14 protein-coding genes and 1 pseudogene are annotated in these 18,983 nt (G+C 44.2%); 7 read left to right on the top strand and 8 right to left on the bottom strand.

What is annotated here, in order from left to right; translation table 11 throughout:
• Positions 1–215 precede the first annotated feature (215 nt).
• Both RLO19_RS22230 and RLO19_RS22225 read left to right on the top strand, forming a co-directional pair.
• The gene (locus RLO19_RS22230; RefSeq protein ID WP_446359595.1) at positions 216–446 is read left to right on the top strand and encodes a hypothetical protein; all 231 of its coding nucleotides are present in this window, start codon (positions 216–218) and stop codon (positions 444–446) included.
• Positions 424–519, top strand: a pseudogene (locus RLO19_RS22225) (type II toxin-antitoxin system PemK/MazF family toxin); the annotation flags it as partial. The gene RLO19_RS22230 and the pseudogene RLO19_RS22225, both read left to right, overlap by 23 nt.
• Before the next feature lie 135 nt (positions 520–654).
• Here RLO19_RS22225 and RLO19_RS22220 read toward each other — a convergent pair.
• Together RLO19_RS22220 and bchL are read right to left on the bottom strand one after the other, a co-directional pair.
• Entirely contained in the window at positions 655–2,058 is a 1,404-nt protein-coding gene (locus tag RLO19_RS22220; protein ID WP_446359594.1) for a ferredoxin:protochlorophyllide reductase (ATP-dependent) subunit N, read from the bottom strand.
• A gap of 199 nt (positions 2,059–2,257) precedes the next feature.
• Positions 2,258–3,124 (bottom strand): ferredoxin:protochlorophyllide reductase (ATP-dependent) iron-sulfur ATP-binding protein, encoded by an 867-nt coding sequence (gene bchL / locus RLO19_RS22215; RefSeq protein WP_446334843.1) that lies wholly within the window; start codon positions 3,122–3,124, stop codon positions 2,258–2,260.
• Positions 3,125–3,975: 851 nt separating this feature from the next.
• On the opposite strand from bchL, the gene RLO19_RS22210 reads away from it, so the two are divergent.
• Positions 3,976–4,896, top strand: a complete 921-nt coding sequence (locus tag RLO19_RS22210) for an Rpn family recombination-promoting nuclease/putative transposase (protein ID WP_446359593.1) — start codon at positions 3,976–3,978, stop codon at positions 4,894–4,896.
• 613 nt (positions 4,897–5,509) lie between these two features.
• Here RLO19_RS22210 and chlP read toward each other — a convergent pair.
• From chlP to RLO19_RS22185, 5 genes are all read right to left on the bottom strand, one after another.
• The gene (gene chlP, locus RLO19_RS22205; RefSeq protein ID WP_446359592.1) at positions 5,510–6,733 is read right to left on the bottom strand and encodes a geranylgeranyl reductase; all 1,224 of its coding nucleotides are present in this window, start codon (positions 6,731–6,733) and stop codon (positions 5,510–5,512) included.
• 254 nt (positions 6,734–6,987) lie between these two features.
• Complete coding sequence (gene ygfZ / locus RLO19_RS22200; protein WP_446359591.1) at positions 6,988–8,052, bottom strand: CAF17-like 4Fe-4S cluster assembly/insertion protein YgfZ; 1,065 nt, start codon at positions 8,050–8,052, stop codon at positions 6,988–6,990.
• A 97-nt stretch (positions 8,053–8,149) separates the two neighbouring features.
• Positions 8,150–8,800, bottom strand: coding sequence for an RloB family protein (locus RLO19_RS22195; protein WP_446359590.1), 651 nt, complete (start codon positions 8,798–8,800; stop codon positions 8,150–8,152).
• Positions 8,801–8,803: 3 nt separating this feature from the next.
• Complete coding sequence (locus tag RLO19_RS22190) at positions 8,804–10,099, bottom strand: AAA family ATPase (protein ID WP_446359589.1); 1,296 nt, start codon at positions 10,097–10,099, stop codon at positions 8,804–8,806.
• Positions 10,100–10,283: 184 nt separating this feature from the next.
• Positions 10,284–11,867 (bottom strand): B12-binding domain-containing radical SAM protein, encoded by a 1,584-nt coding sequence (locus tag RLO19_RS22185; RefSeq protein WP_446359588.1) that lies wholly within the window; start codon positions 11,865–11,867, stop codon positions 10,284–10,286.
• Between the two features lie 256 nt (positions 11,868–12,123).
• On the opposite strand from RLO19_RS22185, the gene RLO19_RS22180 reads away from it, so the two are divergent.
• Together RLO19_RS22180 and RLO19_RS22175 are read left to right on the top strand one after the other, a co-directional pair.
• Positions 12,124–13,071: a cobalamin-binding protein gene (locus RLO19_RS22180; RefSeq protein WP_446359587.1), complete on the top strand. Its 948-nt coding sequence runs from the start codon at positions 12,124–12,126 to the stop codon at positions 13,069–13,071.
• Complete coding sequence (locus RLO19_RS22175; protein ID WP_446359586.1) at positions 13,058–14,461, top strand: DNA phosphorothioation system restriction enzyme; 1,404 nt, start codon at positions 13,058–13,060, stop codon at positions 14,459–14,461. Before RLO19_RS22180 ends, RLO19_RS22175 begins: the two co-directional genes overlap by 14 nt.
• 215 nt (positions 14,462–14,676) lie before the next feature.
• Here RLO19_RS22175 and RLO19_RS22170 read toward each other — a convergent pair whose 3' ends face one another.
• Positions 14,677–15,858, bottom strand: a complete 1,182-nt coding sequence (locus RLO19_RS22170; RefSeq protein WP_446359585.1) for an SGNH/GDSL hydrolase family protein — start codon at positions 15,856–15,858, stop codon at positions 14,677–14,679.
• Between the two features lie 506 nt (positions 15,859–16,364).
• On the opposite strand from RLO19_RS22170, the gene RLO19_RS22165 reads away from it, so the two are divergent.
• Positions 16,365–16,607, top strand: coding sequence for a hypothetical protein (locus RLO19_RS22165; RefSeq protein ID WP_446359584.1), 243 nt, complete (start codon positions 16,365–16,367; stop codon positions 16,605–16,607).
• Positions 16,604–18,670 carry an AAA family ATPase gene (locus RLO19_RS22160; protein ID WP_446359583.1) on the top strand — a complete coding sequence of 689 codons (2,067 nt, stop codon included), beginning with the start codon at positions 16,604–16,606 and terminating at the stop codon, positions 18,668–18,670. Before RLO19_RS22165 ends, RLO19_RS22160 begins: the two co-directional genes overlap by 4 nt.
• Positions 18,671–18,983: the final 313 nt, after the last annotated feature.

Genomic DNA, 18,983 nt, shown 5'->3' with positions numbered 1-18,983 from the left:
CCTGACGCGATCGCACCGATTTAGTTACTCCCTTCCCACTTTACGCAATATAGCAGTTCCCAAGCCAATGAGGTACACCCAACTTTAGGGGCACCATCCTTGCGCCCTTGGCACAGTAGATCACCAGACCGGGAAACGCTATAGTATTATCTAGAATCATCAGGTTTACCCGTTGGAGATACAGGGGATTAGTCAACCGAGTAAAAATAAATAGTATGCTTAGTAAATTGATTAAACTAACGTATGAAATTGAACTCCAAGCAGGAGAGCAATTGACTCTTCCAGACTCTTTAGTTGAAAGCATTGGCGCGGGGTGTTGGTTAATTACTATTGAACCATTTACAGAAGAAGAGAAGACACAAGTAGTCATCCGTCAGCATGATGCTTTTTTAAACGGTTACGCCCCAGAAGACGAGGGACTCTATGACGACTATCCAACCCGGTGAGTTTTGGGTGGCAGATATTCCATTCACAAGCGGTGGCGGTTCTAAAAAGCGTCCCATATTGGTACTTTGGGTTTCAAGTCTTCATTGCTTTTGAGTGGGTTTCCTGAAAACCCCGAAATTTAGTCTAAAGTCCAAATTGCACCCTCTAACTTTTACAAATAAGCCCCCCGGAATCCGGGGGGTTGGAGAGATCTCAAAGGAGGAGAGATCAAACCTTCGCTTCTTCTTTCACCAACTTATCCCAACCCAAATCCTTGAGGCTGTTATTGCGACGCAGGGGACGAGTTGCTAACTCCAGAATATCCCGCGCATTGGTAAAGCCGTGAATCTGAGCAAATGTAAACTCAACGGACCACTTGGTATTAATTCCTCGCGCTTCTAAGGGATTCGCATGTGCCATTCCCGTGATTACCAAGTCCGGTTTCAACTCATAAATTCGCTGAATTTGATTGTAGTTATCCGGTTTCTCGATAATCTTCGGTGTCGGTACTCCCATCTCCTGACAGGTTTTCTCCAGCAGATCCAATTCCGCCTTTTGATAACGCTTATCCATATAGGGAATGCCAATTTCTGGACAAGTCATCCCGCAGCGAATTAAGAAACGAGCCAGGGAAATTTCCAATAAGTTATCCCCCATGAAGAAAACCGACTTACCGCGTATTAACTTGACATATTCTTCCAGGTTTTCCCAAATATTCGCTTCCCGTTCGTCTAACCCTTTCGGTTCAATTCCAAACACCGAACAAATCTTCTCAATCCAGGCGCGAGTTCCATCCGGACCAATGGGGAACGGTGCGCCGATTAATTTACACTTGCGGCGACGCATTAAGGTTGTGGCGGTGCGACTTAAGAAGGGGTTGACACCAGAAACATAATACCCTTCTTCAATTACGGGGAGTTCAGTGTAGCGCTTCGCGGGTAACCAACCAGAAACTTTAATTCCTTGCTTCTTCAGTTCTAGGGTAAGATTTGTCACCACGGGGTCAGGTAACGATCCAAATAATACCAGGGGAGGATGATCCACATACTCCGATTCTTCAGCCGCTACCTCTTCTTTCTGGCGTCCAAAGTTGAGCAGTTTGGAAATCGCATTCCGTTCTTCTTTTTCGGCTTCTACCTTTGGTGCTTTACTAGGACATTTGTGAGCCATCGCCGCGAGGACTGTATCTTCCCCTTGAGTGAACGCATAGTCCAACCCATTTGCCCGCGCTGTAACAATGGGAATCCCAAGCTCCGCTTCTAACTTCGGCGCTAAGCCTTCCAAATCCATCTTAATGATTTCGGTGGTGCAAGTGCCAATCCAAACAATTACACTAGGGTTGCGATCGCGCTTAATCTGTAAACATAACCGCTTGAGTTCTTCGTAGTCATTCAGTTGGGCGGAAATATCTCCTTCTTCTAATTCCGCCATCGCATAACGGGGTTCAGCAAAAATCATCACCCCCATGGCATTTTGCAGGAAATAGCCACAGGTTTTAGTCCCAATCACTAAGAAGAAGCTATCTTCAATCTTCTGATATAGCCAAGCCACACAGCTAATCGGGCAAAATGTATGGTAATTTCCAGTTTCGCATTCAAATTCTAGGGATTGGGGGGATTGAAGCGCTGTCATAATTAATTCTCCTCTCTTCGTTTATTAAAATTGTCATTTGTCTTTCGTAACTGTTCCTTATTTTTTGGTTCTCGGGTTTGGGTGAAGCATTTGGGAAGAAGCATTGATGTGACAGTGACAACAGATAGTCCCCCAAATGCTTCACCCCTACAAACCTAACCACATAAGACTAATGACCAATGACTAATGACCAATGACATTAAACCATCATCAGGTCAAGTTCTTCTTCCTCTGATGTTACCTTGGGTTGTGGGGGATTCAGGTAGAAGTCAGACAGTAAGGAGAACAACTCGCGATCGGGGGAGTCGTTGGGAATGACTCCTTCTGGACGTGCCAATACTTGATCGGCAATATTGAGATAGTAATCACACACAGGTGTCAGAGACGGATCAGTTTCTGCCATTTCAAAAATGGTTTTCCCCTTAACCCGAGAGATGCGAATATCTTCAATTAAAGGCAGAATTTCCAACACGGGAATGGGTACGGCTTCAATATACTTATCGATCAGATCCCGCTTCGAGGTACGATTCCCGATGAGTCCAGCTAGGCGCAAGGGGTGGGTACGGGCTTTTTCACGCACGGAAGCCGCAATTCGATTCGCCGCAAATAACGCATCAAAGCCGTTATCGGTAACGATCATGCAGTAGTCGGAATAGTTCAGAGGCGCAGCGAATCCCCCACAAACTACGTCACCGAGAACATCAAACAGAATTACATCGTACTCGTCAAAGGCGTTGAGTTCTTTGAGTAGCTTCACCGTCTCACCGACAACATAGCCACCGCAACCTGCACCGGCTGGGGGTCCACCCGCTTCGACGCAATCAACGCCACCATAGCCTTTATAGATCACGTCTTCGGGCCAAACGTCTTCGTAGTGATAATCCTTTTCCTGAAGCGTATCGATAATCGTGGGAATGAGAAAGCCTGTCAGGGTAAAGGTGCTGTCATGTTTCGGATCACAGCCAATTTGCAACACCTTTTTGCCGCGTCTGGCTAAAGCTACGGAGATATTACAGCTTGTTGTGGACTTACCAATACCGCCTTTTCCATAAACTGAGAGTTTCACGCTTCGTCGTCTCCTATCGTTTGGATCAAAACTGGAATGTTGTCGTAGCTATTAAATGAGCTGACATCTGGGCTTGGGCTGAGTCGCCAGCCGTTGCTTACCGCCTGCTAATCGCATTATTGACATAACTCCTCTGGAAAGGAAAGGGGGTGTGGGGATGGGATGGGGTTTAAGTGTTCATCTAATGACGCCCATCAATGTCTAAATGCTTTTATGGGTTCAGAGTGACTCTGAAGCCATTTTAAGCAAATTATTCTAGTTTTGTGTAATTTATTTATATAAATGTGAACAAAAGCAAAAAATATGGGTAATTGAGTTCAAGGCTGACTAAGCTGGCTCACTTTAGCAACCTGACTCCAGCTCAACGCTGACGGGAAATGGGGTATATAGATGGGGTTTGACGCGATCGCATCCCCTAAGCCTGAGACGCCCTGATCCCCAAACTCCCTGGATTTGCGTCAGTCAGAGAACCTGCGATCGCGGGTTTGGCTTTCCTTCGGCAAGATGGTTGTAAATAAAGATTAATTTTTGTGGCAGTGATTACACTCGCCGCGATCGGCAACCACTGGCATAGCTTAAAATCTATGGTTGCAATATAAATATACCTATGCTCTAAAAACCAATGGTGTTGAGATCCTTCACCGGAGAAAGGCGGAGCGGGCGCGAGTCACATCCCTTGTGCAACCAAAAAGATAATAGTGAAACCAGCCCCTACCCACGCGCCAGGTTCCCTATTGTTTTTAAATAGCATCAGGATAACCACAACCCAATAGAAAAGCCACGACGCTTGTTTACTACTAAAATAAGATTACTAGCGCTCCTTTAACTTCAGGCTTAACAGGGATAAAACTATGAAATTTATCAGCCCCAAGGTCGATTATGCCTTTAAAAAAATATTCGGTTCAGAACAAAGCAAAGAAGTTTTAATCAGTTTCCTCAATGCCATTATTTATAATGGAGACAAAATCATTCAATCCTTGACAATTGCCAATCCTTACAATCCGGGTCAGGCAATGACTTTAAAAGATACTTATTTAGACATAAAAGCTGTTTTAGCGAACGGCTCTGTTGTTATTATTGAAATGCAAATAGCGAGGGTGACAGCTTTTAGCAAACGGATCGTTTACAACCTGAGCAAAGCTTATAGTAATCAGTTAGGAATTGGGGAAAATTACCTGATCCTCAATCCGGTAATCGCCGTAACAATTACGGATTTTATCCTGTTTAACAATACTCCAGATGTGATCAATCAATTTGTTTTTCAGGAAAAAAACAAAAACTTTGAATATCCTGATCCAGAATTGCAGCTAATCTTCGTCGAGCTACCGAAATTCAATAAAACATTGTCAGAGTTAACCAGTTTAAGCGATAAGTGGATTTACTTTCTAAAAGAAGCGGCTAGTCTAGATAATATTCCTGATAGTTTGGGAGACGTGTCTGAGATAGAACTGGCTTTAAATATTGCTAACCAAGCCAAAATGACAGTAGAAGAGTTAGAAGTCGTGGAGCGGCGGGGGATCATGTTGCAAGATGAGAAAGGACGGATAACTTATGCGGCAGAACAAGGGGAAGCAAAAGGACGTTTTCAAGAAGCGATCGCTCTAGTTATGCGTTTACTTAAAAAGCGTTTTGGAGAACTTCCGGTGGCAATAAACACCCAAGTTGAAAGCTTACCTTTAGAATATTTGGAAAATTTAACCGAGGATATTTTAGATTTGAATCGTTTGGAGGATTTGGAACGTTGGTTAGACGAATGTTTGCCATCTCAGTAAATTATACCAAATCCCCTTAAGTAACCTCCTGTATAGCACTACGGGGATACGTCAGGACATTTCGCTCTTGTATAAAAGCCTCTTGCATGAAAGCCTTTTCACTCAATTTTATTGTCCTAACCTCAATGTTTAGTGTTCTACATGTCCTAAGGTGTGTGCGTAGTGCTATAATTCTGTAGACTTGATTCCTCATGTAGGGAAGCCCCCTGGCACTCATTAAAAACTCCACTCAACTCAACTGTCGGGTTGCCCTCTGCTGAACCCCCTGTCAATAAAGAAAGCCACAACCAAGAATCCCCCCTTTTACTAGAAAAGAGGGGACTCCCAAGGAATAGATTTAGGATTAGATAGAGAGTTCAGTTAGTGCTTCTGTATAGAATTCGCTGGTTGAATAAGTTCGTTGAATTTACCAGCACTTTTATAGTAAGCCCTTAATTAGCTGGTTGACAATAAAAATCGGTCAACTTTATAAAAACTTTATAGATATCTCGATTAGCTTTATCAGAACTTAATATTTAAGGTCATCTGACATTTACAATGGGGGCGGCTAGGAGAGCATCCTAAAAGCGAATGCACGTTCCCGCCGCCCTTGGGGTTATGACAAGAGGAATGATTACGGTGCTAAAGCGTTTCCGCGCAACAGACTACCAATGGTTTTGGCAGTAATTTTGAGCTGCACTAAAGGATTAGCAGGTACAACCGTTTTGTACAAGTAACTGTCAAATGTGAGTCGCTGCACATCTAGATCTGAACACATCTCCACAAATGCTTCACGAGTCGCATCGGAGCGATAGAAGACGGTTTGCAGAATATCCAGCACCTTATAGGTGATGCCATATTTTTTATCCCAACGCTTGAGATAAAGCTTGAGGTCATCTTCCGTGGGAATGCGAGTTCCACCATTGGAGGTTTCGACAATGGTTTCGGCGCACATCCGCGCTGATTTGGCGGCAAAGTAAATCCCTTCACCGGAAGATTTCGTTACTGTTCCCGCTGCGTCTCCAACTAACGCCACCCGACCAACAACTCGCCGAGGTCTGGGATGCTCTGGAATTGGGTGTGCTTCTACTTTGATAATTTCACCACCGAGGAGTTTCTTGGCTGCACGAGCGCGAATCCCCGCCTGTAGCTTTTTAATTTTGGCTTGGTTAACCTTCATCGTACCCGTGCCAACGGCAACGTGGTCGTATTTGGGGAAGACCCAAGCGTAGAAGTCAGGAGAAACGTCGTTACCCACATACATTTCTGCCAGGTCTTCGTAGTAGTTCATCCTGTCCCCTGGTAGGCGAATCCGCTCTTGGAACGCGATCGCATAATTGTAGTCCCCGGCGTCAATTGCCTTAGCCACGCGGGAATTAGCGCCATCAGCACCAATCACCAGGTCTACTTTCAGGGTTTTTTGTACGCCACTGAGACTCCCATCGGAATGGTCGGCGTAGTGAAGGGTATAGGGTTCTGTATTACTTGTGGGAATATCGAGTTTATGAACAGTGCCATTAATTAAATTTGCACCCAACTTGGCAGCGCGGTTCCGCATGAAGCCATCTAGGACTTCGCGGCGGCACATGCCAATATATTCGTCTTCTTTTATCAGGTTGATATCCACCTCTATATTCGATGGCGAGATCATTTTCATCTTTCTGACTCGCCGATCGATAATCTCAGGTGGCAGGTCAAATTCACTAACCATACAGAGCGGAATGGCTCCGCCACAGGGTTTAGCATTGTCTAGCTTGCGCTCAAACAAGTAGGTTTCGATTCCGGCTTTTGCTAGAGTCTCTGCGGCAGACGAGCCAGCAGGTCCTGAACCAACAACTGCAACCCTTAGTGCAGGCATGTTTTCTCCCAATCGTTTTCGAGGTACGGATGGCATGGTATCACGGACGTCTGGCTGATTTCATCACTTAGGTGCGATCGCGGCTCAATTTGAAATACAGCTTAACAATTCGCCGTAATAAAGCTTAATATTTTGTCCTTTGTATAGGAGAATGTGGCAACAGTCCAATGGTGGTAGTTCTGGCGAATCAAACAAGGGCGGGTTTTGTTGAAAGGTTATCGGTAGGATACAACAATTAAAGGCTAAACCCGCCCCTACTGATTTCCATGGTACTCGTGGGTTAAAAAGGGAACATCTACAACTTCACCGTCAACCTCTCCCACCTGAACCTGAAGCCCAACGCCTCCGGCTTTGGTGCGGATATAGGCTAAACCCAAGCAACCTTGTTCCGTTTGAGTACAACTGGTTAACTTGCCTACTTTTTCCCCATCCACGGTGATTACGGTTCCCGGTTCCACAGGTGCTGGTAAACGCACTCCCCGCAACTGCTGCTTGACACCCTTGTAAGTATTTAACCGCGCGATCGTTTCTTGACCGATATAACATCCTTTATTAAAGGAAATCGTACTCCACAACCCAGCTTCTAGGGGATTATAATCCTCTGTCAGTTCGTAATCGGGAAGTGGGCGCCCTTGTTCAATTCGCAACTGCTGCCATACGCGATCGCCCATTGGTGTAGCATCGGCTGTAGTTAAGGTTTGCCATAGCTTTGCCCCATCGCTGGTGGGGACAATTAAGGTATATCCAGGGAGTGCCAAACCACTTCCTCTAGCAATTCGCACATCTATATCATTTAGGTTTAGATGTTGATGACTGGCATATCCCTCACCAATCGGCAACTGGACACCTAGCTTGGTCAAAAGGGTATCACTTTCGGGTCCGATTAGGCTAAAAATAGCAGTCTCATTCGAGATATCTCCCAATTCCACCCGATCCATAGGAAAGATATAGCGATCCAGCCATTCTAGTAACTGTTGACACCGATTGGGAGATACTAAAAGTAATACCGCATCTTCAGTAACGTAAGCGGTTACCAGATCAATAGTACGGGCAGTTGAGGTAACAAAAACCGTATCACAACCTTGTCCTGGTTTCAGTTTCTGGAAATCATTGGTACTTTGGTTATGCAAAAAGCGCAGTCTATCGTCATCAGAGATTTTCAGCAGTCCCCAATGGGATAAGTCAACTAAAGCCACCCCTTGACGCGCTGCTTGTATAGCGGCTGCATCATTACCGAAACTGGTTGGTACTTGCACCTGGGCAACTGGCTCAAACGTTGCTCCTGCACTACGCTGCATCTCTTGTAAGGTTTGGCTCATACGTCAAATCTGTTGTTAACCCAATACGGCTTAGTTCATAAAAATTGTAGAGTAAAAGATGAACATAGAAAACAGTCATTGGGAATTTGAGAAGAAGTTAACCGCTAAAATTTTTCTGTGCTTGCAGGTAAATGACTATATCATGTACTTGTGTTAATGGGTTAGTACAAGCAGCACCCTCTAATTTTTTAGCATTCGCAATAGCTTGATCGAGTTGTGGTTTCAGTAAACCGTAGTAACCTGATTTACTTTTATCATAATCTTCAATGCCAACTTTCTTAAATTCTTTGTTTAACGGCTTGATCAGTTGTTGGCAATTTTCAAAGGGACTACTTGTATAACGGTAATGGAGTAAAAACCAAAACTCAAAACAGGGAACAGACAGAATCGGCTTGATTTTGTAGAGTGCATAGTTATGAGCATCATTTATAGCTTTTTGATATTCTGGTCTATCCCCATCAAAGAGACAAAAAATTTCATCATATTTTGGCTTACCGTCCTTCTGGTTATCTTTCTGATTTGCTTCACAGAGCTTAATAGTATTTTTCACGATATCGATGCAAGATCCACCAGAACCGGAAACCACCTTTATATTAGTTGTCGGCAATTTTAAATCCTGTTTTAACTCAGAAAAATAATTGTATTCTGTCTCTTCCCCTTCAACAACAATGAGAATAAACTTCCTCGGTTGCCTAGACGATTTCTCTCGCTTTAGTTCTTGCTCAGTTTTTCCTCGTTTCTTTGGCATACCTTAAATATTGAGTCCACCGATAAATGGAATGGCTCCATATCGACCTTTTAGATAACCTTTTTGTAGGGATTCATCCTCACAAGGCTTAAAGTCATGTAAGGAGTAGAGCTTAGTCATACTTTTATCTTTTTCCGTAAACCATATCTGATCTGGACGAAAAATTTCTCCATCAAGAAGACTCGTATCATGAGTCGTGAATATCAATTGAGCCTGGTTTTTATTGATGTCAGGATTGTTAAACATTTTAGCTAGTTCTGTCGATAAAACTGGATGTAGGCTTCTATCCAGTTCATCAATCATTAAAATCTCTCCATCTTTAAGAACGTTCAGCCAAGGTTCAGCAAGTTCAAATAAACGTTTAGTGCCTTCAGATTCGTCCTCTAAGTTAAGTGTTACTATTTGTTCATAATCCATGGTTCTATGGATAATTTTAATATCGGGAATTTCCATGTCTTTGAATTGTTCCCAATAAGAAAATGGGGTGTTATTTATAGCTTTTTTTCCCTCAAATGCTAAAGGAAAAAGGCGCATCTCTATTTTTATATCTGATATATCAAGATCGGCTTGAATCAGAAGGTTAACGACTTTTTGGCAAAACTCTTTGTATTCTTCACATCTATCAGCAGTGTATAACCCAGAAAAATATGGGCTAATTAGTGGGCTGATCATATTTAAGTTTTCTTCAAACCAATCAAATAACTTTGTTAACTGAGGGTGGTTATTTTGTGCAGCATGAGAGAGGAATAACGAATTGGAACGCACAAAATTTTTAATTCGTTCTTTTTCTCCTTTTAATCCCGCGCCAAACGACCATTCATAGCCATCATCTGCCTGGAAGTCTGGATTATCTGGCTTATAAGTACGAGAGAACCAAGTCTGGGCACGTTTTTTGGGATAGGCAAGTAGCCATTCTTCATAAACTCTGTTTTCGTCTAAACTCACTCCATATTCATAACGAATTTTATCATGTATAAAAATAACTTCAAAGCCAGTGGGCTGTTTTTTGGATTCAGCATTCAACAAAAAGGGTTGAACATCAAACTTATCACCCTTTTGCATTCGAGAGGCTGAACTAACTACAATATTCTGTAATATCTGCATGGCTCGCAGTAAATTACTCTTGCCAGATGCATTCGCACCATAGATTACAGCACTGGTGAGTAAGTGTAGATCCTTCGTCTTCGGCATAGGGAAACTATTACTACTGAGCATCGCTTCATCTTCCGAAGCCACCATACTTAAGGTTTGCCGTTCTTTAAATGAACGATAATTTTCTAGACTGAACTCAACCAGCATACCTGATGTCTCACTTCATTAACTATCGAGTCTCATTCAAACATTACACCAAAAACACTATTGAACACCTAATTAGATGGAGTAGTGTAGGGCGCACCGACGTGCGCCCAGAAATCAGTAAAATCTATTCCACAATTTTAGCTGTGTCATGCCACTACAAGTAGAGGCTATGGGTAATTGTTTACTATACAATCACCGGATTTTTCCGATTCTCTGTAGAGGCTTTCGACTTTTCCTGCTGTGCTAAAAACTCCGCCAACTGTCCCTCAATCTGCTCCCTAACAATATGACGATATTCCATAAAATGCTCGTTGTGAGCGCAAACAATTAAATAATGCTCCCAAACCGCCGGATTCCGCCGAATCATACTAAACAAATGATGCCAAAACTTCCAGCGTGTTTTCCGTTTCACTCCCTGTCGCCAACAGACAATCGCCACTGCCTTTAAATCCACCCAACTCGGCAATTTAAACGGGGGTTTACACTTCGGTTCTCCCAGTTTAAGAAAATACCGATACACCCGATCTAAATACTGCTCTGGCTCATATAATTGCCAAAACGCCTCGACATATTCCCTTGCAATTTCTTCTAAAGGTCGCGTGGGGATAAAATTCATTAAAGTCGTCTGGTTAATATTGCCATCTTTCCCCCGGAGTCGTCCCTCCTTATCCAATCGATGCCACAATGCTGTATTGGGTAAGGCTTGCAACATGGCAAAGGTTGTCGTGGGAATTCCCGTCTGTTCTGCAAATCGGACAATCCGCGAACCGGCACCAGATTTCTCGCCATCAAAGCCGACAATAAAGCCAGCAATCACGCGCAATCCCGCCTCAGTAATAATATCCACGGATTCAGCCAGTGAACTGCGGGTATTTTGGAATTTTTTGGTCAACTGTAAACTATCCTCATCCGGTGTTTCAATGCCCAGAAAGACAGCATCAAAATAGCACTCGACCATTAATTGTATGAGTTCGGGGTCTTCCGCCAAATCAATGGAGGCTTCGGTATTAAATCGGAAAGGATACTGGTGTGCTTCTTGCCAAACTTTTAAGTCTTTCAGCAATAACTTGACATTCCGCTTATTGCCAATGAAATTATCATCAACCATAAACACACCCCGCCGCCATCCCAGTTCATAGAGATAGTCTAATTCTGCCAATAACTGGGCGGGTGTTTTCGTCCGGGGCTTGCGTCCATAGAGGACAATAATATCGCAAAATTCACATTGAAACGGACAACCCCGCGAGAATTGCACCGACATTGAATCATAGGCGTCAAATTCCAATAAATCAAACCGAGGAATTGGCGTGGTTGTCACATTCGGTTTTTCCCCATTAGCGCGGAAGATTCCTGTCTCGTCTCCCCGTTGAATCGCCTCAACAAACAGAGGTAATGTAATTTCGCCTTCATCTAAGATCAGATAATCAGTCCCCGCCTCCTGCACCTCATCGGGAACAGAGGTAGGGAAAGGACCCCCACAAGCCACCCGTTTCCCTCGCCGTTTAGCTTCCCGGATTTGCGCCAGTAAATCCCCTTTTTGCACAATCATCGCCGAGAGAATCACAATATCCGCCCATTCCCATTCCGCTTCAGTGACGGCTCGGATATTGCGATCAACCAGTTTAAACTCCCACGTCTGTGGTAAAATAGCCGCAACAGTGACCAACCCTAACGGAGGAAGTAAAACTTTGCGATCGACTAATTCTAATATTTTTTCATAAGACCAGAATGTCTTGGGAAAAAGGGGATAGACAAGTAATGCTTTCATATTAGAACTAAATCACCTAAACTTTGGCATCGGATAATAGTACAAGTTTTAACACAAAAATCCGGTTAGATTAACAAATCCAACGTCATGAATTTCGAGTGAGTGCTTTTACCCCCTAAATCAAACTTGTCAGGAGATAACTTATCATTTCTCGAATTCGACAAAACCTTCCCTCAAAACCGCTCAAATCCTCTGCGCCCCTCTGCGTACCCCTCTGCGTACCTCTGCGTTGAAAAAATATAATCTTCACTCCATCATGCCAACCTCTGATCTAAAAATAGTCTCCCTACTCCCCAGCGCCACCGAAATAGTCGCCGCCTTAGGCTTAACCGATGCAATTGTTGGGCGATCGCACGAATGCGACTATCCTCCCGAAATCCAGAACCGCCCAGTTTGTACCGAAGCGCGACTGGAGGCAGAAAAACCCAGCGCCCAAATTGACCGGGATGTGCGTCGCTTAGTCAAGGACGCCCTGAGCATATACCAAATTAAAACCGATATCCTGGAACAGTTACAACCCACCCACATTGTGACTCAAGATCAATGTGATGTCTGTGCGGTAAATTTTCCAGAGGTGGAGAAAGCAGTTGCTCAACTCACCCATAGTCAGCCGAAAGTAATTTCCTTACAACCGAATCAACTTAGCGAGGTTTGGGCAGATATTGAACGAGTAGCGGCTACATTAGGCGTAGACGCGCAACCCTTACTCAGTCAACTCCAGTCTCGTGTGGAGGCGATTCAGCAAAAGACACAGAACCTATCCCTAGCCGATCAACCCACAGTCGCCGCGATAGAATGGACTGATCCATTAATGGCGAGTGGAAACTGGATTCCCGAATTAGTTGATATAGCGGGGGGTCATCATTTATTTGCCGCCTTGGGTAAGCATTCACCCTATTTAGAATGGGATGCACTACTGAAAACAGACCCCCAGGTTATAATTATTATGCCCTGTGGTTTTGATTTAGAGCGCACCCGTAAAGAAACCCAGCAGTTAAGCCAGCGTCCAGAATGGTCAGAGTTACAGGCGGTACGGAATAAGAGAGTGTATATTACTGATGGGAATGCCTATTTTAATCGTCCAGGACCCCGATTAGTTGATTCCTTAGAAATTTTGGCAGAAATTCTGCATCCGGAATTATTTAGTTTTGGCTATCGGGGAACGGGTTGGAACGTTGTAGAGACGCGCCATGGCGCGTCTTGAACAAAAACCGGAAATGATATCACCAGGCTGTCCCCAAATACCCCCATCACTGCACCTGCGTTCCTATCAGCAACAAGCGGTAACCAACTGGTTTAGCAATCAGGGACGCGGTATCCTGAAGATGGCAACAGGGAGTGGCAAGACAATTACCGCACTCGCGATCGCAACCCAACTCTATCACCAAATTGGCTTACAAGTCTTACTGGTTGTTTGTCCCTATCGTCATCTAGTTACCCAATGGGCACGAGAATGTCAAAATTTTAATCTAGAACCGATTCTGGCGTTTGAAAATGTACACCATTGGCAAAATCAACTCTCTTGTGCCCTTTATAACTTACAATCAGGTAATCAATCCTTTCTGACGATTATCACCACCAACGCCACATTGATCACAGAGGGGTTACAATCTCAACTCAAATACCTGCCCCCGAAAACCTTAATTGTCGGTGATGAAGCCCATAACTTAGGCTCTCGACGCTTAGAAGAAAGTTTACCACGCAACATTGGCTTACGTCTTGCCCTATCAGCTACACCAGAACGCTATTTTGATGAAGAAGGAACCCAAGGCTTATTCAACTATTTTGGCTCGCTCTTGCAACCTGAACTAACTCTAGCCGATGCGATTCGCCAAGGGGCATTAGTTAACTATCTCTATTATCCGATATTAGTGGAATTAACCGAAACCGAATCCATCGCCTATGCCAAGTTTACTAAACGCATTGGCTGGGCGCTAATGAATAATCAAGATAGCGACATCCAGAATAATGATACTGTAACCGCCCTGTTAATGCAACGCGCCCGTTTAATTGGGTCAGCCGCTAATAAGTTAACCGCATTGCGAGAGTTAATGGCACAACGGTTAGAAACTTATCACACCTTATTTTATTGTGGAGATGGTTCAGTTGAAGGGAGTGTAAGTCAGGAAACCACTCGTCAATTAGCCGCCGTAACCCGGTTATTAGGAATTGAACTTGGATATCGGATTAATACCTATACAGCAGACACACCGTTAGCGGAACGAGAGGAATTGCGTCGTCAATTTGAAACCGGGAAATTACAAGGATTGGTGGCGATTCGCTGTCTTGATGAAGGGGTAGATATTCCGGCGATTCAAACGGCGGTTATTCTTGCCAGTAGTGGGAATCCCCGCCAGTTTATTCAACGACGGGGGCGGATTTTGCGTCCCCATCCTGATAAGGAACGGGCGACGTTATTTGATATGATTGTTCTCCCTCCAGATTTAGGGCGAGAAACCTTAGATGTGGAACGGAATTTACTGAAAAAAGAGTTGAAACGGTTTTTAGAGTTTGCTGACTTAGCTGATAATGCGGGAGAAGCGCGACTGAAATTGCTGCAACTTCAAAAACGGTATGGGTTGCTGGACATATAGAGTTGATCACCCTAAATCCGATTTAACCCAATCGGTAGGGTGTAGGGGCGGGTTTTACTGTTATAGGACTTACGCTTTCTTGACGGCACAGGCGCTACCTTTAGGGGCACGGCAGTGCCGTGCCCCTACCATAAATGGCGTTTGTGAGTAAGTCCTGTGTTATCGTTCCTGGTTTACCCAGATGTGACTAAACCCGCCCCAACTAAGCCCAATAATTAAGTCGTTAAACTCTCCTCTTCTGTCTTAGATTTCTGCTGGGATCTCTTGAATTTATTGTGGGCTAACCAACCGAGTCCCAAAAATCCCAATGCGGCGGATGAACCGGGTTCAGGAACCGACTGGGGTTCTGACTCCAGCGCATCGAGTGCATCGGTAGCGAGTTGGCGATGAGCAACGGTGGTTGGGTGAATCCCATCCCAGAATAAATACTCGTCTGGGTTGTCACAGACTTTAAACTCTTGTGTTCCATCTAATTTCCCATCATCCTTGAGGGGTTCGATGCAAGAGTCGGTGATATTGGTGAAACCAAATTTCTCCGGATTGGCGATGGTTTTATTCAGCATCGAATAAACATCCAGCGGTACGATATTGATGTTATCCAATTGACTCAAATTAGCCAGACTTGCGTCTAATAGAATGTTATGGGTCTGAGATAATGAGGTCAGAGCCATGGATATTTGATTACCCATGCTTAGTGCGCGAGGGGTTTTGCCTAAATCTGGCAAATTGGGTACAAGGAAATTACGACCCCCTAAATCGTACAGCGTTTGTACTGCTGTGGCTAAATTTTTCACACTCTGCATCGGCTCAGGGTCAGCTACAAGCTGATAATCATTAGGACCTCCCCATACAATATAGAGTGCATCCTCATCGGCTTGTTGACCCGCTACCGCTAGGTCATCTTCAAACCACCCAACCTGAGTTAATATTCCTGGTATCAGTTCACCAAGCTCACCCACCCCTTGAGTACCCGTTTGAGCCGCACCGAAGGCGAAGTTTACACTGTTGGTAGCCGTTGCACCATTAAAGAATGGGCTAACTTGAGGTTGATTGTTAATGATTGTGATGGGAGAACGGATATCAGAACCGGGAAACAGCACGGATAATTCTGTAGAAGGTATCAGGTTTATTCCCAAATCCTGTGCTAAATAATCGCTCCAAACTAAATCATTAGAAAAACGTCCTTCCTCATCGTAGGGGGGAACCACAGGTTCAACGGGTATTTCAAGTTGTTCAGGCAGTAGAATATTAGCGGCAGTTGTGGCATTGTAAATGTTACCGGGATCTGAGAGACTATCCCCAAAGACATACAGTTTGCTGAATGTAGCCGCTAAACCCTCTGCGGGCAACATGAAGGAAAGGACGGTAAATCCTAGAGCGACGATTGGTTTTTTCATGAGAGGTCTTGACAGTCATTACTAATGTGGACAATGAGGTTGTGGCATAGACTCCCTGGAAAATTAGGGTATCGTCTGTGCCTCAATAGGTTTGTATGCAGAGAATTGTGATGAATCTTTATGGGGTTATAACTAACCTAGCCTACCCACCATCAGGTCTTAGGTTGTTATAGTAGAGAGTGACATCAAAACAAGGTAGAAAAGTGATGAACAATAACGACCACCTAGTCTTACCGACAATCATGTATCCGTGAGCTGTAACCGTCACAGACCATGAACAACCTTCTCAAGTCAGCTTTTAATCCTACTCCTTAAAAGCCAACAAAGCGACCATCGTTTAACTAAATGCATGATTCTTCATGAACAAACACCCTGCTTAAATTAAGTATACATTACATTATTTTCCTCTGGGAGTAAATAGAACACATAAGTTAAAGATTTCATGAAGAAATACAAATAAAGAATGAACATAATCGTAGTTTAAGGTTTCGTCAACCCCCGATGTGATGACTTTTAAATATCCAGACATAGCCACTCAAGCAATCTCCAGAATTTTATCGGAAAAGCGTTCCGCCTATAATCGACATGGGGCGTTATTTGACGTACAAGAACCGATTACCAGTGCGTCGCCAGAGGTACGTCAGATTATTGAGAGAGTGTTACAAGCCGAAAAAGATAAGCTTTATATGAAGATCCCCCGCTATATTAATGATGACATCTTGAGAATTGTCAAGGAAGAAGTACAATGAAGTTGAGGTCAATCCGGCTGTGCAACTTTCGCCAGTTTTACGGGAAGACACCAGAAATCACTCTGGCAACTGGCGATCGCAATACGACGGTGATTCATGGGAATAACGGTGCCGGAAAGACTACGCTATTAAATGCCTTCACCTGGGTTCTGTACGAGAAATTCACGGCGGCGTTTGCGTCTGAAGAACAACTGGTGAACAAACGGGCAATTAACGAAGCTGCCCTGAAAGAATCGGTAGAATGTTGGGTAGAAATTGGTTTTGAGCATCAGAATAAACGCTATCAGGCAAAGCGACTCTGCCGTGCTTACAAGACGGAAGCGGGGGTGGAACAGGGTAAAAGTGAACTATACCTGCAAATTGCTGATGATGATGGTCGCTGGCTCCTACCGCAACAACTGCCAGAGGATATCATAGGACGCATCTTACCTGCAAGTTTACATCAATACTTCTTCTTTGACGGGGAGCGGATCGAGCAAATTGTCCGATCTGATAAAAAAGCCGATATTGCTGAAGCGACGAAGACGTTGCTCGGCGTCGAGGTGTTAAATCGTTCAATTAAGCATCTAAAGGAAGCCAGAAAAAGCTTAGAATCTGAATTATCCTTAATTGGCGATTCAGAAACCCAAAAACTGCTCAAAGAACAAAAGCAACTCGAACAAAAAAGTCACCACCTGGCAAATCGACAAGTGGAAATTGACGAGGAATTAGCCCACCAGGATGAATTAAAGCAAACCTTGAGTAGTCGCTTATTAGAACTCGGTGGTGCGACGGAGTTGCAACAGCTACGGGATGAACTCGAAGCGCAGCAAATATTACATCAAGAACAGCTCAAACAGGCAAAAGATAGCCTCAAACGTATCCTATCTACACGCGGCTATACCGTGTTGCTATCGCAGATGATTACAGACTTTCACTCCATTGTCGAAGAGTTGCGATCGCGCGGTGAACTTCCGGTGGGGATTAAACAACAATTTGTCCAGGATTTACTGCACAGCCAGCGCTGTATCTGTGGTACCCCATTACAGGAAGGAACCTCAGCCTATCAACAGGTTGCAGCTTGGATGGATAAAGCTGGATTAGCTGATGTGGAAGAAACGGCGATTCGTTTAGGAGTACAGGTTAGTGAAATTAAACGGCAAATCCCCGGATTTTGGACAGATATTGATCAGCAACAGATGATTCTATCTCAAGAACGAGCAGAACTCTCTCGCATTGAAACCCAACTCGATGATATTAGAAAGAAACTGATCACGTTTCCAGATGAGGATATTAGTCAACTGCAAAAGCGCTTAGATGAAATCGATACAATCTTTCGCGATTTAACCTTAGAAAAGGGTTCAAGTCAGCAGCAAATTGAACAGCTAAACACTGATATCCAAGCCATAATCAAGCAAATTGCTAAGCATAAAATGAATGAAGCCAAACAAGCCTTGGCGCAGCGACGGATTGCTGCAACTCAGGATGCTATTGAACGGTTAATCGAAGTCAGAACCCGACTAGATAATCAGTTTCGCACGTCGTTAGAAAAGCGAGTTCAGGAAATTTTTGCCGGGATTTCCTTTACCCCCTATCTCCCTAAAGTGAATGAGAACTATGAATTAAGCTTGGTGGAAACCACCACCGGAAACGAGGAAATCGTGGCGGCGTCTACAGGAGAAAACCAAATTCTTAGCCTTTCTTTTATTGGTGGAATTATTGATCGGGTGCGGGATTGGATTCATGAACAGGCGCTGATGGGACCTGATAGTAGCACATTTCCCATCGTCATGGATTCACCCTTTGGCAGTTTAGATGAAATTTACCGCCGCCAAATTGCTCAAACCCTGCCTACTTTAGCTAATCAGTTAGTCGTGTTAGTCACCAAGACTCAATGGCGAGGGGAGGTGGCGAAAGAGATGGAACCTTATATCAGTCGAGAATATGTCCTAGTTTACAATTCACCCAAACCTTCGTGCGATCGCGATTGGATGGAACTAGGAGGGGTTCGCTATGATTTAGTCAAACCGAGTCCGAATGAGTTTGAATATACAGAAATTGTGGAAGTAGAGTATATGTTTTAGTAGGGGCTCTCGCATTCGCGCCCAGATATGTCGGTTGTTTCATCAAATGAAAACGCAAATGCGAGAGCCCACACCCACATCAAACTGGCTCTTACCGGAAAAGCGATGGGTGAAGGCTCCCACGCTCTTTAGCTGGGAGATGAAACCGAGCGAACCGTCTAGGTAGCGAATTTATTCGCCAGTCAAATAATTCGGATAACGTTCTACTATTGTGGTAATGTAAATACAAGTCGCGGGAGGGCATTCCGAGACTATAAACGGACGTGGAGAGGGTGTAAGACCTCATTTGGAGGCAACCTTCAGCGAAGCGTCA

The organism is Coleofasciculus sp. G2-EDA-02, assembly GCF_040226375.1.
In the GTDB taxonomy this organism is placed as follows: Bacteria; Cyanobacteriota; Cyanobacteriia; order Cyanobacteriales; family Coleofasciculaceae; genus Coleofasciculus.
This window is presented reverse-complemented; position numbering and strand designations above follow the sequence as displayed.